The sequence below is a fragment of the Halorubrum sp. C191 genome, from assembly GCF_002727095.1.
Lineage (GTDB): Archaea > Halobacteriota > Halobacteria > Halobacteriales > Haloferacaceae > Halorubrum > Halorubrum ezzemoulense.
Genome location: NZ_NHNZ01000124.1, coordinates 63,872 through 79,702 on the forward strand (window position 1 = coordinate 63,872; position 15,831 = coordinate 79,702).

Consider the following 15,831-nt stretch of genomic DNA (forward strand, 5'->3'; position numbering starts at 1 on the left):
GAGCGCCGTGAAGTCAACGAGGAATCCGGTACCAAGTCCGGCGACGGCGGCGGAGAGTCCGGCGACGGCGGCGGAGAGTCCGGCGACGGCGGCGGAGAGTCCGGCGACGGCGGCGGTCCGGTTCATGCGCCGCACCTGTACGTCTGAAAACAAACCGGGGCGTGTCGGACCGCGGCGCTATCGGTGGGAGCCTAGCGCCGGTCCCCCGTCACCACGTCTCGACGACGCCGTCGCGGACGTCCTCGGCGCACCCCTCGCAGTCGGGGTGACCCGACTCGAAGCAGGCCGGACGGCCCTCGGCGTCGACCGAAACGGTCCGGCGCTCCGCGTGGCGGCGGCAGACGATGCGCGCCGCGCCGGACTCGTCGGTCGGGAGGTCGAACCGCGCCGCGGCCGCCGCGTCGCCCTCGGGGTCGTCGCGCCCCTCGGCGTAGGCGCGTTTGGCCTCCTCGAACTGTTTGCCCGCCTTGCGGAGCTGCTGGCGGATCACGCGTTCGAGCCGGTCGTCCATACCCGCCGTTTCGGCGCGGCGGATATAGGTCCGTTGGCGGCGCGGGACGCGGGCGCCGCGACGGCGCAAATCTTGAGGGACAGCCGCCCCGGGAAACCTTGATGAGACGGCCGAGCGATCGCTCGGGTATGTCCGACGACTGTATCTTCTGTTCGATCGTCGCCGGCGACATCCCGGCGCGCACCGTCTACGAGACCGATTCCGTGCTGGCGTTCCTCGACGCGAACCCGCTCGCGCGCGGACATACGCTCGTGATCCCCAAGTCGCACGCGCACCACGTCGGCGACCTCGACGCCGACCTCGCGAGCGACCTGTTCGGCGCGGCCGCGTCGCTCACGCCGGAGATTCAAGCGGCCGTCGGCGCCGACGGGGCCAACGTCGGCGTCAACGACGGCGAGGCGGCCGGGCAGGAGGTCCCGCACGTCCACGTTCACGTCGTCCCGCGCTTCGAGGGCGACGGCGGCGCGGCGATCCACGCGGTCGCCGGCGGGCGGCCGGACCTCTCCGACGACGAACTCGACGCGGTCGCCGACGAGGTCGCGGCCGCGATAGACGGGTAACGACGGCGAGGGAAGTAGCGCCGGCGCGACCCGCCGCCCGAGTTCGCGATTCTTAAGAACGCCCTCCGGCGAGGCCGGCGTATGAACGCGACGACGCTCGCGCTGGTCGGGGCGACCGGCGGCGCGGGGACGACGCGGACCGCTGTCGAGCTGGCGGCGATGGGCGCGCGCGACGGCGCCGACGTGGCCGTCGTCGACGCCGCGTTCACGACGCAGGGACTCTCCGAGTACGTGAGCGGGCGCATCGACCCCGACCTCACGGCGCTCCTCACGGACGACTCGGACGCGGCGCTGTCGGCGGCGGCGTATCCGGTCATCGGGACCGGCGGGGACAGCGGGCGGACCGCGGACGGCGAGCGCGACGCGCTGGACCTCCCGGGACGGGTCGACGCGATACCCGCGCGAGCGCCGTTCGAGCGCGTCGCGCGTGCGAAGACGGCGGAGGCCGCCCGGAAGCTGGAGCGGCGGATCGGCGAGGCGGCGACGACGTACGACGCGGTGGTCGTCGACGCCGCGCCGGTCGGGTCGAACGAGGCCGTCGCGGCCGCGACGACGGTCGACCGCGCGGTCGCGGTCAGGCCGGCGACGGTCCACGGGCGCGACGCGGCCCAGCGGCTCCGCGGCCGGATCGCCGACGTCGGCGGGAGCCTCGACGCGACGCTCGCGGTCGAGCGACCGGGGAGCGGTGACGGCGAGGAGGGCGACGGGGTCGTCCGCGTGCCGGCGACCGATCCCGAGGTGGCGGCCGCGCCGACCGCGGCTGGAGGGGATGACGCGTACGCGCGGGCCATCGCGACCGCGTACGAGGCGGCGTTCGACGCGACGCTCGACGTGGAGTTTCCGGAGCCGAGCCTCGTCGAGCGGTTCGCGCCCTGACGCGGAGCGGAAAGACGGGATCGGCGCTCAGCGGAGGCCGTCGGTGGAGCCGAGCGCGTCGCCGAGGGGGTCGTCGGCGCCGAGTCCGTCTCCCAGCGGCGCGGAGCCGGCGACCTGCGCGTCGACCGCCTCCGCGACGGGCTCGACCGGGTCGTGCGTCTCGACGTACGTCGCCAGCGCGAAGTCCGCCTCGTCGCCGCCGGTGAGCGCGACGGCCTCGCTGCGGGGGGTCCGGCCGGCGAGCCAGTCGCGGACGATGTCACGTGCGGTGGGTGAGAGCGGACAGACGCCCGCGACGCCGCAGCGGTGGAGCGCCTTCGCGGCCGTCATCGGGCTGACGCCCGCCTCACGCGCCGCGTCGCCGACGCTCCGGCCGGCGGTGTAGGCGTCGACGAGCGTGGCGGTCGCCTCTGACGTACACGGGAGCGACTCGGCGTGGTCCGACAGGCGGTCGACGAGCGGCGTCTCCGTGTCGTCGGCGAGGGCGACTCCGCGATCGCGCTGGCGCGAGGTCACCTCGACCCCCGCCGCGATCTCCGACAGCGTCATGCGGATTCGTGTCTCGCACGAAATGTTAAAACCACCGTACCGCGGCGCGGTCGCCGCCGCGATCACCGACCGATAACCGGTCGGTTCGGCGGCGCCGATCCGGCCGATCGACCGCCGATTCGCCCGGATTTAAGTAAGGCTTCGGGCCGGAGTTCGACGTGTGATGAGTGACGCACGCTCGACCCGCGTTCGTTCGCCCCGTACAGAGACCGACGACGTCGCGACGACGGACCGCTCGGCGACCGCCGACGGTGCCGCGACCGCGGACCGCACAGCGGCCGCCGAGGGGTCCGAGACCGCGTCCGCCGCCGAGACCGGAAACCGCGAGACGTGTCCGGAGTGCGGCGGCCGCACGCGCGTCGACGGCGCGGAGCGCGTCTGCGCCGACTGCGGGCTGGTCGTCGACGCCGACCGGATCGACCACGGCCCCGAGTGGCGGTCGTTCGACGACGAGGACACGGATCCGAAACGCACCGGCGCGCCGCTGACGCGGTCCCGCCACGACCGCGGGCTCTCGACGGAGATCGGCCGGTCGACCAAGGTGAAGGGGCGCAAGCGCCGCCGGCTCGCCCGGATGCGGACCCAGCACAACCGCGCGCAGATCTCGACGAAGCGCGACCGCAACAAGGTGTACGCGTACACCGAGATCCGGCGGCTCACCGGCGTCATGGGCCTGCCCGATAGCGTCCGCGACGCCGCCTGTGCGCTGTTCGACTCCGCGCAGGAGGAGAGCCTGCTCCGCGGGCGCTCGCTGGAGGGCTTCGCGGCCGCCTGCGTCTACGTCGCCTGCCGGACGGCCGACGTGTCCCGCACGGTCGGCGAGGTGTGCGCCGAGGCGAAGGCGACGGAGGACGAGCACCAGGCCGCCTTCGACGCGATGAACCGCGAACTCGGCCTGCCGATCGCGCCCAGCGGTCCCGCGGAGTACCTCCCGCGGTTCGCGAGCGACCTCGGCTGCGATCCCGCCGTCGAGCGTCGGGCGGGCGAGCTGGCCGAGCGCGCCGTCGAGGAAGGGATCGCCAACGGCCGAAACCCGGTCGGCGTCGCGGCCGCCTGTCTGTACACCGCGGCCCGGGAGCTCGACGCGGAGTGTACGCAGCAGGCGGCCGCGGACGTGGCCGGCGTGACGCCGGTGACCGTCCGGCGGACCTACGTCGACCTGACGGAGGAGTAAGTCGGAGAAGCGCCGACGGGGGACCCGTCGGCCGTGACGATCCGCCGGGCGGGCGCGGCGGCGTCAGCGGGGACCGGCCGCCCCGAGAGGGAGCTGGCGACCGGCGGCTGATAGCGGACAGGCGGTGTGGAGGGCAGGGAGGGCACCCCGACCGTCCGGCGGGCGTCACGCATCTGGATCGACGTGCGGGGGATAATTCTACGTTAGCTATTGATAGTACGGATAGACCGAACAACGCGGTTGGGTCGGACGACTCGCGGTTTGCGTGTCGACCGTTTCGTCTGGGCCGCCCTGCTACCGCCCGTCGAGCTTGTGCTTGAACGCGAAGAAGACCCGGCGACCGGTCTCGGTGAGTCGGACCGTGTCGGAGCGCCCGATGTCCTCGAGATCGACGTAGCCGCGCTCCCGCAGCGGCGAGAGGACGTGCGTCTCTAAGGCGCGGTACTTCGCCGTCCGGCTCTCCCCCGCCTCGCGGAGGAACGACAGCTCGCGCTCGCGCGCCCACTCGATCAGGTTCCACTTGTCGGTGGTCAGGTTCCCCTCGGCGCGGTCGTGGAGCCGACCGAGCACCGCGACCTGGTCGGTCGTTGGGGCGTCCATGGGGTAGATCGGGAGGTCGACCGTGCGCTCGATGCCCGTCGTGAGCGGTTCCTCGCGCCGGTCGTGGCGGTGGCGCTCCGGCTCGACGCTGTAGGGCCGCGCGCCGACAATCATACAGGCGAGCGCGACGCCGACCGCGGCGATCCGCGGTCCGGTCGAGACGTTCCCGAAGAGCCGGTCGCCGTCCTCGGCGCTCGCCCGGTGGCGGGCGGCGACGGTCGTCGTCACGCCGAGCACGTCGTACACGTCCGCGTGGGCGACGGGGATCGCGCGGACCTCGGCGAACTCGGCGACCGCCGCCCACGCGTCGCGCTGGTAGGCCGTGAGCCCGTCGGGATCGATGCGGATGTCACCGGGGTCGACCGCCTGCGCGGCGTCGAAGTCAACGTCGCCGCGGGCGGCGTCGCGGTCCGGGGCGTCGACGAGGAGGTACGCGACGTCGGCGCCGTGGCGGCGGAGCGGTTCGACGATCCGGTCGCGCTCGTACCCGAGCGGGACCACGTGGACGCGGCGTTCGGAGACGCTGGGGACCGAGGTGTCCATACATCGGCTCCCGCCGGCGACCGCTTAAAGGGTGCGTCGGGGGTCGGCGGGCAAGCGTACGGTGGCGGCTCCCGGGCGCTCCCGACGCCTCGGTACCGATCACGTGACGTGAGGACTCATAGCACGAAAACCGTTAAGCCCGGCTGTCGCCTACAAGTCGGTATGAGCGCTGACCGGTCCGCCCTCCGGCGGGCCATCGAGCGCGGCGAGCGAGACGGCGGCGCGATCGAGTTCAAGGAGCGCCTGACGCGCGAGGTCCACCTCGCCGACGGGCGCATGGAGTCGCTCGTGGCTCAGCTCCGCCACCGTGTCCTCTCCGGCGACGGCGAGGCTACCTACGTCCTCGGCGTGACCGACGACGGCGGGTTGGCCGGCGTCTCCCCCGACGCCTTCTCCGAGACCATGGACGTGCTCTCGCTTTTGGCCGACGAGGCCGACGCCCACATCGCCGACGCCGAGACGTGGAGCGCCGGCTCCGGCGGCGACGGCGACGAGGCGGGCCTCGTGGGGCTCGCCACGCTCCGCGACGGCGGCGTGTTCGAGGCCGACGAGGACCACCTCGTCGTCGGCACGGCGGGCCACGTCGACCACGGCAAGTCGACGCTGGTCGGGACGCTGGTCACCGGGCGCGCCGACGACGGGCAGGGCGGTACGCGGGGCTTCCTCGACGTCCAGCCCCACGAGGTCGAGCGCGGCCTCTCGGCCGACCTCTCGTACGCGGTGTACGGCTTCGCCGACGGCGCCAACGAGCCGGTCAGGATGGACAACCCCCACCGCAAGTCCGACCGTGCGGGAGTCGTCGAGGCCGCCGACCGGCTCGTCTCCTTCGTCGACACCGTCGGCCACGAGCCGTGGTTGCGGACGACGATCCGCGGGATCGTCGGCCAGAAACTGGACTACGGGCTCCTCGTGGTCGCCGCCGACGACGGCCCGACGAAGACCACCCGCGAACACCTCGGCATCCTCCTGGCGACCGAGCTCCCGACGATCGTCGCGATCACGAAGGCGGACGCCGTGGGCGACGGCCGGCTCGCCGCGGTCGAGCGCGAGGTCGAGTCGATGCTCCGGGACGCGGGCCAGACCCCGCTGCTGGTCGATCGGCACGGCGTCGACACCGCGGTCGCGGAGGTCGGCGACGGAGTCGTCCCCCTGCTGCGGACCAGCGCGGTGACGAAAGACGGGGTCGAGACGCTCGACCGGCTGTTCGAGCGCCTCCCGAAGCGCGCGACGCCGGACCGGGAGGCCTTCCGGATGTACGTCGACCGCAGCTACAAGGTGACGGGCGTGGGCGCCGTCGCGTCCGGCACGGTGAATTCGGGGACCGTCGAGACGGGCGACGAGCTCCTCCTCGGGCCCATGCCCGACGGCTCGTTCCGCGAGGTGGAGGTGCGGTCGATCGAGATGCACTACCACCGGGTCGACAAGGCGACGGCCGGGCGGATCGTCGGCATCGCGCTGAAGGGCGTCGACGAGGCGGAGATCGAACGCGGGATGGCGCTGGTCCCCCGAGACAGCGAGCCGGAACCGGTCCGCGAGTTCGACGCCGAGGTGATGGTGCTCAACCACCCGACGCGGATTCAGGAGGGGTACGAGCCGGTCGTCCACCTCGAGACCGTCTCCGAGGCGGCCGCGTTCTTCCCGGACGAGGGGCGACTGCTCCCGGGCGACACCGGCGAGGCGCGCGTCCGGTTCAAGTTCCGGCCGTACCTGATCGAGGAGGGACAGCGCTTCGTCTTCCGCGAGGGGTCGAGCAAAGGGGTCGGAACGGTGACTGGCACCGGAGACGCCGCGGAGGACGCGGCGCCGAGCGAGCGCTGACTCGCCGGTCGGGTGCCGCACTCAAACTGACTCGCCGGTCGCGTGCCGCACGCAAAATATCAGTATTTTGTCCGATTTTTATCCACTGATATATCAATAAATTTCGGATCATGGCAGCCGTTTCTCCCTGATTCGGACGGAGTTCGACGGAGTACGTATGGACAAAAGGACAACAAAGCGAACAGAGATGACCATACGACCACGCCAACCCAAAGTACTTATTAAATAGAAACAAGTGGACGACTGTATGCGTCGACAACACACACAACGCATTTCGCGACGGAAGGTCCTCGCCGGCGGAGCAGCCGGCACCTCCCTCCTGCTCGCCGGGTGTGCCGGTGGGGGGGACGGCGGCGACGGTTCGGACGGCTCAGACGGCGACGGCTCTGACGGCAGTGACGGTTCGGACGGCTCCGACGGCGGCAGCGCCCCGACCCTGTACTTCGCGCAGGCGAAGGGCCCGCTCGACATGGACCCCGTCGTCATGAACGACGTGCCGTCCGCGCAGATTGCCGGGCGGATTTTCGACGGGCTCTACGAGTACAGCGACGGCGTCAGTCTGGAGCCGAAGATCGCCGCGGACATGCCGACGGTCGAGCGCGACGGCACGCGCTTCATCGTCCCGATCCGCGAGGACGCCCAGTTCAAGAACGGCGATCCCGTCACCGCGGAAGATGTCGTTCACACAATGCTGGCGCCCGTCGAGGAACAGACCGAGAACGCATCAGAAGTCGACATGATCGATACCGGGGAGGTGATCGATGAGAAAACCGCACAGTTCGACCTCTCGTACCCGTACGGCGCGTTCACGATCGCCATGGCCCGGAACGTCGTCAACGCCTCCGTCCGACAGGAAGACACGGACGCGTACAACATGGGCCCGGTCACCTCCGGGCCGTTCCGGCTCGCCGAGTGGGAGCCGGAGAGCTACGCGACGCTGGAGCGGTGGGACGACTACTGGGACAGCGATAACCTCCCGGAGATCAGCACAGTCGAGTTCGAGCCGATAGTCGAACAGACGACGCGGGTCACCGAGCTGGAGACTGGGAACGTCGACATCGTCGAATCGATTCCGCCGCAGCTGTACGAGACGGTCGAAGGGAACCAGAACGCCACGCTGACAGAAGAGCCGGGGATTGGGTACTTCTATCTCGCGTTCAACTGCGGCGAGGGACCGACGAGCGACCCGCTCGTCCGCGAGGCGGTCGACTACTGCGTCTCGATGGACCAAGCAGTCGAGAACTTCGTCGAGCCGGCCGGCGTCCGCCAACATAGCCCCTACCCGGCCTCGATCTCTGAGGAGTGGGACTTCCCGACCGACGAGTGGTCGGACATTCAACACGATCAGGACCTGGAAGAGGCGCAGGCGCTGTTCGAGGAGGCCGGGGTCTCGATGGACTACAACTGGCGGATCATCGTGCCGCCGGACAACAAGCGCGAGCAGATCGGCATCTCCATCGGCGACGGGCTCCAGAATGCTGGCTTCCAGAATGTCGAAGTCCAGCGTCTCGACTGGGGGACGTTCCTCGACGCGTACGTCACTGGTAGCGAGGACGACTACAACATGTACACCCTTGGCTGGTCGGGCTCGCCGGACCCAGACACGTTCGCGTACAACCTGCTGAGCCAAGAAACGGAAGGCACGAACAACGGGACGTTCCACGACTACGACGAGGCCTCGCAGATGCTGACGCAGGCCCGCGAGTCGTCTGACCGCGAGGAGCGTCGCCAGCTCTACATCGACGCGACGACGACGCTGCTCGAAGGGCGCGTCCACATGCCGGCGTACAACCTGAACAACTCTTACGGCGTGCGCAACGTGGTGGAGGGCTTCAGCTCGCACCCGATCTCGTCGGAGGTCCAGCTGGACGGCGTCACTGTGAACCGATAACCGGCCCCGGAGGTTTGGGGATCGGACCCACGGAGCGGACCCGGGCGGTGCGCGCTCGGAGCGGGTTGGGCCGTAAGTGTGCCCTCTTGGGCGGTTGGCGGCGGGGTCGGCTGCCCGCTTGCGGCTCCAAATTGGCACGTCGGCGGGAGCGAAACAGATAAGCGACAGCAAAAACCGAGTCGAAGCAACAAGAGATCCACGACAGTGAGTTTACTTCGGTACACACTCCGGCGGTTCGCACAGGCGATACCCGTACTGATAGGTATCGTGACGATAACCTTCTTCCTAGCCAACCAGATTCCCGGCGATCCGGTCGAGATCATGTTGGGGCCAACGCCGGCACAGGAGCAGGTCGAGGCGATCCGGGCCCAGTACGGCCTCGACCGACCGATACACGTTCGGTACTTCACGTACCTCAGCGGCGTCGCAACGGGAGATCTAGGGCTTAGTATCTACTACGACCGCCCTGTCTTGGAGATGATCCTGCTCCGGCTCCCAGTGACGCTGCTGCTCATGCTGTCAGCGTTCGCGTTCGCGATCGTCACCGCGATCCCGCTCGGTGTGATCTCGGCGAAGCGGCGCAATGAGCCGGCGGACCACGTCTCGCGGATCGTCTCGCTCATCGGCGTCTCGACGCCGTCGTTCTGGATCGGGCTGGTGTTGATCATCGTCTTCGCGTTCTACCTCGGATGGTTCCCCGCGCGAGGGCTCGTCCTCCCGTGGGCCGACCCGGCGGACGTGCGGGGGGCAGCGACGCGGATTGGGGTGTTACGCCAGACGGCGCATCACCTCTTCTTACCCATGATCGGGCTCGGAACGCTCCAGATGGCGCAGATCACCCGGATCGAGCGCTCGTCGATGGTCGATTCGCTCCAGGGCGAGTACGTGAAGCTCGCTCGGGCGTACGGCGTGCCCGAGTCGACGATCGTGCGCAAGCACGCGTTCCAAGTCGCGCAGCTCCCGGTGATCACCATCATTGGCCTGGGGCTCTCAACCGCGCTCGGCGGCGCCGTCCTCACGGAGACCGTCTTCGAGATTCAGGGGATGGGCCGGTTGATCATTACTGCGATCAACAATCAGGACTACCAGCTGATCATGGGCACGACGCTCGTGTTTGGGTTCGTCTACGTGATCGGCGTGATCGTCACGGACATCACGTACAGCTACCTCGACCCGCGGGTCACATACGGTGACGAGTAATGTCTGTCAACAGCGCAACTTCGGACGACGACACGCCGGACAACAGCGACGAGAGCGGTGGGCCAGACGAGGTCGAGGCCCGCGTCGGGCTCCGGTACACGCTGAAGCAGGTCAGACAGGACACGACGGCGCGGATCGGGACCTACATCGTCGGGTTCATGACGTTCGTCGCGATCTTTGCCGCATTCGACTACTACGTTCTCGATTACGCCATCGCTGAGGCGGTGCTGTATAATCCGGAGACCGACCCACAGAACGTGCGGCGGCTGCTCCCGCCGGTCGGCATGGAGAACCAGTTCGGACAGGGCGTACTCGAACACCCGCTCGGCACCGACCACCGGGGCCGCGACCTGCTCTCCCGGACAATCTACGGGACGCGGATCGCCATGACGGTCGGGTTCCTCGCGACCGCCATCGGCCTCGGCGGCGGTACCGTCATCGGCGCGGTCTCCGGCTACTACGGCGGCTGGATCGACGACGTGCTCCAGCGCGTCACCGAGACTATCTACGCCATCCCGTTCCTCGTCTTAGTCATCGCGTTCATGACCGCGTTCGGCCGGGACCTCACGTTCGCGATGGTGGGCGTCGGGATCACCGCGATCCCCGTTTTCAACCGTCTCATCCGGTCCCGCGTGGTGTCCATCCGTGAGGAGGACTACGTCGAGGCCGCGCGGGCGGCCGGGGTGAAAGACCGGAACATCATCTTCCGGCACATCATCCCCAACAGCTTCGCCCCGGTGCTCGTCCAGGCGACACTTCAGGTCGGGGTAAGCATCCTCATCGTGGCCGGACTCTCGTTCCTCGGCTTCGGCGCGCAGCCGCCGACGCCATCGTGGGGGCAGATGCTGTCCGCCTCGCGGGGGTACATGCTCCCCGCGCCGACGTTCAGCATCTTCCCCGGTATCGCGATTCTGATCACCGTCATCGGCTTCAACATTCTCGGCGACGGCCTCCAAGACGCCCTCGATCCGCGGATCAACAACTGATATGAGCGAACCACTACTCAGCGTACGCGATCTCAAGACGCAGTTCTTCACCGAGGACGGGACGGTCCGCGCCGTCGACGGCATCTCCTTCGACGTTCACGAGGGGGAGATCGTCGGGCTCGTCGGCGAGTCGGGCGCGGGGAAGTCCGTCGCGACCTCCAGTATCCTCCGGCTGGTCGACAGCCCCGGCGAGATCGTCGGCGGCGAGATCAAGTTCAAAGGCGAGACGATCTTCGGCCTCGAAGAGGACGGCGGCGGCGAGTTGCGCCCGCGCGACGAGATGCTCACCGAAGAGGAGATGCGGAAACGGATCCGCGGCCGCGAGATCGCGATCATCTTCCAGGACCCGATGGAGTCGTTGAACCCCGTCTTCACCGTCGGAGGGCAGCTCCGAGAGTTCATCGAAATTAACCGCGACCTCGGCACCGACGAGGCGAAAGGGGAGGCGATCGACATTCTCCGGGAGGTCGGAATTCCGGCGCCGGAGTCGCGGTACGACGAGTATCCGCACCAGTTCTCTGGCGGGATGCGACAGCGCGTGCTGATCGCGATGGCGCTCGCCTGTCAGCCCGACCTGATCATCGCCGACGAGCCGACGACCGCGCTCGACGTCACGGTCGAAGGCGAGATCCTGGAGATGGTGAAGGACCTCCAAGAGAAGTACGATACTTCGTTCATCTGGGTTACCCACGATATGAGCGTCGTCGCGGAGATCTGCGACCGGGTGAACGTGATGTACCTCGGCGAGATAATTGAGCAGGCGGAGGTGGACGATCTGTTCTACGACACGAAACACCCATACACGTCGGCGCTGCTCGACTCGATGCCGCGCCCCGACGAAACAGTCGACGAGCTCAGGCCGATCAAGGGAGTGATGCCAGAGGCGATCGACCCGCCCTCCGGCTGTCGGTTCCACTCGCGGTGTCCCGAGGCCCGAGAAGTGTGCCGTGAGGTCCACCCCGAGCCGCGGGAGATGAGCGGGGACGCCGAGGGGACGCACACGGCCGCGTGCGTGAAACACGACGCGTTCGACATCGGGTACGACACGAGTCCCCCGATCGACACGGAGGCGACCGGAGGGTTCTCCGCCGGGTTCACCGAGACCGGGGGTGAGGCGGAATGACCAAAGTCGGCCCGCCAGAGTCGGACCCCGAGGCGCTCCTCCAGGTGCGGAACCTCAAGAAGCACTTCGACAACGAGAGTGGACTCCTCGCGGGCGTCCAGCTCGACGACGAGTTCCCGTACGTCTCCCGGTCGACCTCCGATGTCCGCGCCGTCGACGGCGTGGACTTCGACATCAAGGAAGGGGAGACGCTGGGGCTCGTCGGCGAGTCCGGCTGCGGGAAGTCAACGCTGGCCCGTACCGTCCTCAGGCTGCTTGAACCCACCGAGGGAAGCGTCTACTTCCAGGGCAAGGACCTCGCATCGCTGTCCGGCGAGCCGCTGCGACGGATGCGGAAGAACATGCAGATGATCTTCCAAGACCCGCAGTCCTCTCTCGACCCCCGGATGAAGGTCGGGCCGATCGTCGAGGAGCCGATGAAGGCCCACGGCATGCTCGACGAGGAGGGGCGCGAGGCGCGCGCCAAGGAGCTGTTAGAGAAGGTCGGGCTCGACCCGCAACACTACAATCGGTACCCGCACGCGTTCTCCGGCGGGCAGCGCCAGCGCGTGAACCTCGCGCGGGCGCTGTCGGTGAACCCCGACTTCATCGTCTGCGACGAGCCCGTGTCGGCGCTCGACGTCTCGATCCAGGCGCAGGTGCTCAACACGATGGAGGAGCTACAAGAAGAGTTCGACCTCACGTACCTGTTCATCGCGCACGACCTGAGCGTTATCCGCCACATCTCCGACCGCGTGGCGGTGATGTACCTCGGGAACATCGTCGAGCTCGCCGACAAGGAGGAGCTGTTCGAGAACCCGCAGCACCCGTACACGCAGGCGCTCCTCGACGCGATTCCGGTCCCGGATCCGCGGAGCGGGGGGCGGACCGCCCTCCTGTCCGGCGACGTGCCGTCGCCGATCGACCCGCCCTCGGGCTGCCGGTTCCGGACCCGCTGTCCGAAGGTGATCCAGCCGGAAGAGTACGACATGAGCGACGGCGCCTGGCGGAACCTTGTCGAGTTCCAGCGAGCGGTCGAGCGCCGGGCGTTCGAGGAGACCGATCCGGATGTCCTCCGGTCGCGGTACTTCCAGGACGCGGTCCCGAGCGGCGACGCGGGCACCCTGCTCGACGAGGCGCTGGGCCACATCGAGCGCGACAAGTTCGAGGACGCCGAGCGGATCCTCGTCGAGCGGTTCGCGGACCAGAGCGTCTGCGCGACGGCCCGGCCGGCCTACGAGATCGAGTCGGAGATCGGCGACGGCCGCCACTACTCGGCGTGTCACTTGCGCCGCGACGAGGCGGTCGCGACCGCGGTAGACGAGGCCACGGTAGGCGGCGCGGCGCGGCCCGGAACGGAAGCGCCCGAAGCGGACGACTGACCGCCGACCCTTTTTAAAAATCACCTCGCCGCGCGGCGCCTCGGCGGCCCGCTCGCTGACGTCACCGGCGGCGTCAGCGGATCCGTATCTGCGTGGCGTCCTCGTGGCGCTCGTCGGCGCCGGGGACCGGCACGAACACGGAGATCGTATGGTCGCCGCGATCGGCCCGGACCGATCGGTCGAGCCCGCCGTCGTCGGCGGTGCGGCGGAAGCGACCGTTCCACGTGGCCGTCGCCCGCTTCGTCTCGCCGGCGCGGAACGACAGCGAAGACTCCTCACCGCGAATGTAGCGTCGCTTGTCGGTGGCTTCCAAGACGCCGTCGACCGCCCACCCCCACGAGCGACGCGTCGTCGTCGGGACCTCGATTGGGACCGGCAGGCGGTTGCGGATGATGACCGTGATCGAGATGGGCTCGTCGGGCGCGTACTCGGCGGCGTCCGTGCTGACGCTCACCTCGAGCGCGCGCCGCGCCACCGCCCGCGGTACGACGCGGCCGAGGGCGGTCGAGAGGTAGTTCTTCGTCTCGTCGAAGCCGGTGCGATCCGTCCGACCGTCGTGGCGTCTGTCGACCATGGGCGTCTCTGAAAGCGGGGAATCGGAAGCGTCGGCCGCGTTCGGATTGCGGTAGGCGGGTCGCGATACTAAGCGTTCGGGTCGACGGCGATCGGGTCCGCGTCGGACAGAGTTGGCCCTGACTCTCCGGACCGCGACGGTCGGACCGGCCGAGTCGGCGCCCCCGGACCGTAACGACTCGCCGTCAGTCGTCGACCACGTCGACCAGTTCCATCAGCGGGTACCCGTCTTCCATCGCCATCCGCGTGTGAACCGTGACGCCCTCGTACGCGATCCGCATCTCCACGTCCATCAGCGAGCCGGTGAGCTCCGTGTAGCCGTTCTCGTGGTCGATCGCGTCGGCGACGCGGTCGTCGTGGATGTCGACGGTCACCGCCTCGCAGTGCGGTTGGTTCTCGATCGCCTCCGCCATCGCGGCCTCCATGCTCCGCGTGCTCGACGGGCTGACCGGCGTGCCGGCGAACTGGTGGTACAGCGAGCCGAACTTGATCCCGGCCTCGAAACACGCCTGCTGGGCGTCGGTTGCCATGCCCGCACTGCGGCGGCGCCGGCCTAAGAGGCTTCGGAGGGGCCCGGCGGAACCGAAGCCGTTTGGTTCGGGGAGCGGGATCGGTCCGTATGAACGCGCTTCGCGTGACGGGCGGCCGCGTCCTCCGCCCCGACGGCTCCGTGACCGAGGCCGACGTGACGATCGACCGCGACGCCGGGCGGATCGTCGAGGTACGAGACGTGAGCGCGGACGGCGAGGCGCCGCCCGACGCCGACGAGACGCTCGACGCGTCGGGGTCGCTCGTGATCCCGGGGCTCGTCAACGCGCACACGCACGTCGCGATGACGCTGCTCCGCGGGTACGCAGACGACAAACCGCTCGACCCGTGGCTCCGCGAGGACATCTGGCCGGCGGAGGCCGAACTGACGCCGGACGACGTCGAGGCGGGCGCGGAGCTCGGCGCCCTGGAGATGATCCGGTCTGGGACGACCGCGTTCGCGGACATGTACTTCGCGATGGACCGGGTCTCGGACGTCGTCGACCGCGCGGGGCTGCGCGCGCGGCTCGGCCACGGGGTCGTGACGGTCGGCAAGGACGCGGCCGACGCCCGCGCGGACGTCGAGGAGAGCCTCGCGGTCGCCCGCGAACTTGATGGCGCGGCGGACAGCCGGATCCGCACGGCGTTCATGCCGCACTCGCTGACGACGGTCGGCGAGGAGTTCCTCCGCGAGGGGGTCGCGGAGGCGCGGGAGGCGGGCGTTCCGGTCCACCTCCACGCCAACGAGACGGCGGACGAGGTCGACCCGATCGTCGACGAGCGCGGGGAGCGACCGATCGCGTACGCCGAGGACCTCGGCGCGCTCGGCCCGGACGACTTCTTCGCGCACGGCGTTCACGTCGGCGGCGGCGAGATCGACCGGCTCGCCGAGTCGGGAACGGCGGTCGTCCACTGCCCGGCCTCGAACATGAAGCTCGCCAGCGGGATGGCCCCGGTTCAGCGGCTCCGCGAGGCCGGCGTGACCGTCGCGCTCGGCACCGACGGCGCGGCCTCGAACAACGACCTCGACGTGTTCGACGAGATGCGCGACGCCGCCATGCTCGGGAAGCTCGCCGCGGACGACGCGAGCGCGGTCCCTGCGGGGGCGGTCGTTGAGATGGCGACGGCCGGCGGCGCGGACGCCCTCGGACTCCCGGGTGGTCGGATCGAGGCGGGTGCGGCCGCCGACCTCGCCGTCGTCGACCTCGACGCGCCGCACCTGACGCCGGTCCACGACCCCGTCTCGCACCTCGCGTACGCGGCCCGCGGGAGCGACGTGCGCCACACGGTCTGTGACGGCGACATTCTCATGCGCGACCGAGAGGTGCTGACGCTGGACGCCGCGGCCGTACAGGAGCGCGCCGCGGCCGCCGCGAGCGACCTCGTCGACCGCGTGGATTCGGCGTAGCGGACGCACGGCTATTCATGTATAGAACTGCGGTGGCGCGTGCGACTCGCGCCCTGCGGGCGCTCGTCAGCACGCGCGAGGTCGCCGGCGCGTAGCGCCGGCTGCCAGGGAATCTTCGATTCTCGCTGGA

The 15,831-nt window shown here is 69.4% G+C and carries 15 protein-coding genes; 10 read left to right on the plus strand and 5 right to left on the minus strand.

Translation table 11 applies throughout. The annotated features are described in order from the left end of the window. Positions 1 to 208: 208 nt before the first annotated feature. Complete coding sequence (locus Z052_RS12385) at positions 209 to 511, minus strand: hypothetical protein (RefSeq protein ID WP_094580064.1); 303 nt, start codon at positions 509 to 511, stop codon at positions 209 to 211. Positions 512 to 639: 128 nt separating this feature from the next. Between Z052_RS12385 and Z052_RS12390 the strand changes: the two genes are divergently transcribed. Both Z052_RS12390 and Z052_RS12395 read left to right on the plus strand, forming a co-directional pair. Continuing rightward, positions 640 to 1,071: an HIT domain-containing protein gene (locus tag Z052_RS12390; protein WP_049932159.1), complete on the plus strand. Its 432-nt coding sequence runs from the start codon at positions 640 to 642 to the stop codon at positions 1,069 to 1,071. Positions 1,072 to 1,152: 81 nt separating this feature from the next. Beyond that, on the plus strand, positions 1,153 to 1,947 hold the full coding sequence (locus Z052_RS12395; RefSeq protein ID WP_094580065.1) for a cell division inhibitor: 795 nt from the start codon (positions 1,153 to 1,155) through the stop codon (positions 1,945 to 1,947). A 27-nt stretch (positions 1,948 to 1,974) separates the two neighbouring features. Here the strand turns inward: Z052_RS12395 and Z052_RS12400 are convergent, their stop codons facing one another. Continuing rightward, positions 1,975 to 2,496, minus strand: coding sequence for a hypothetical protein (locus Z052_RS12400; protein WP_049932839.1), 522 nt, complete (start codon positions 2,494 to 2,496; stop codon positions 1,975 to 1,977). A 163-nt stretch (positions 2,497 to 2,659) separates the two neighbouring features. Between Z052_RS12400 and Z052_RS12405 the strand changes: the two genes are divergently transcribed. Then, entirely contained in the window at positions 2,660 to 3,670 is a 1,011-nt protein-coding gene (locus Z052_RS12405; protein WP_086216609.1) for a transcription initiation factor IIB family protein, read from the plus strand. Positions 3,671 to 3,964: 294 nt separating this feature from the next. On the opposite strand, the gene Z052_RS12410 is transcribed toward Z052_RS12405, so the two are convergent. After that, the gene (locus Z052_RS12410; RefSeq protein ID WP_049932841.1) at positions 3,965 to 4,813 is read right to left on the minus strand and encodes a DUF6293 family protein; all 849 of its coding nucleotides are present in this window, start codon (positions 4,811 to 4,813) and stop codon (positions 3,965 to 3,967) included. Positions 4,814 to 4,975: 162 nt separating this feature from the next. Here Z052_RS12410 and Z052_RS12415 point away from each other — a divergent pair, with 162 nt between their 5' ends. The 6 genes from Z052_RS12415 (at position 4,976) to Z052_RS12440 (ending at position 13,192) form a co-directional block, all read left to right on the plus strand. Further along, entirely contained in the window at positions 4,976 to 6,631 is a 1,656-nt protein-coding gene (locus Z052_RS12415) for a GTPBP1 family GTP-binding protein (RefSeq protein WP_094519593.1), read from the plus strand. 247 nt (positions 6,632 to 6,878) lie between these two features. Next, positions 6,879 to 8,522, plus strand: coding sequence for an ABC transporter substrate-binding protein (locus tag Z052_RS12420; protein ID WP_049932843.1), 1,644 nt, complete (start codon positions 6,879 to 6,881; stop codon positions 8,520 to 8,522). A 204-nt stretch (positions 8,523 to 8,726) separates the two neighbouring features. Continuing rightward, the gene (locus Z052_RS12425; protein WP_222104443.1) at positions 8,727 to 9,722 is read left to right on the plus strand and encodes an ABC transporter permease; all 996 of its coding nucleotides are present in this window, start codon (positions 8,727 to 8,729) and stop codon (positions 9,720 to 9,722) included. Continuing rightward, positions 9,722 to 10,708: an ABC transporter permease gene (locus Z052_RS12430; protein ID WP_049932845.1), complete on the plus strand. Its 987-nt coding sequence runs from the start codon at positions 9,722 to 9,724 to the stop codon at positions 10,706 to 10,708. Before Z052_RS12425 ends, Z052_RS12430 begins: the two co-directional genes overlap by 1 nt. A gap of 1 nt (position 10,709) precedes the next feature. Next, complete coding sequence (locus Z052_RS12435; RefSeq protein WP_049932846.1) at positions 10,710 to 11,831, plus strand: ABC transporter ATP-binding protein; 1,122 nt, start codon at positions 10,710 to 10,712, stop codon at positions 11,829 to 11,831. Next, positions 11,828 to 13,192, plus strand: a complete 1,365-nt coding sequence (locus Z052_RS12440; RefSeq protein WP_049932847.1) for an ABC transporter ATP-binding protein — start codon at positions 11,828 to 11,830, stop codon at positions 13,190 to 13,192. Before Z052_RS12435 ends, Z052_RS12440 begins: the two co-directional genes overlap by 4 nt. Before the next feature lie 73 nt (positions 13,193 to 13,265). Here Z052_RS12440 and Z052_RS12445 read toward each other — a convergent pair whose 3' ends face one another. Both Z052_RS12445 and Z052_RS12450 read right to left on the minus strand, forming a co-directional pair. Then, positions 13,266 to 13,766, minus strand: a complete 501-nt coding sequence (locus Z052_RS12445) for a hypothetical protein (protein WP_049932848.1) — start codon at positions 13,764 to 13,766, stop codon at positions 13,266 to 13,268. Between the two features lie 184 nt (positions 13,767 to 13,950). Continuing rightward, entirely contained in the window at positions 13,951 to 14,295 is a 345-nt protein-coding gene (locus tag Z052_RS12450) for a dihydroneopterin aldolase family protein (RefSeq protein WP_049932849.1), read from the minus strand. A gap of 89 nt (positions 14,296 to 14,384) precedes the next feature. Between Z052_RS12450 and Z052_RS12455 the strand changes: the two genes are divergently transcribed. Beyond that, entirely contained in the window at positions 14,385 to 15,701 is a 1,317-nt protein-coding gene (locus Z052_RS12455) for an amidohydrolase (protein ID WP_094553628.1), read from the plus strand. Positions 15,702 to 15,831 lie beyond the last annotated feature (130 nt).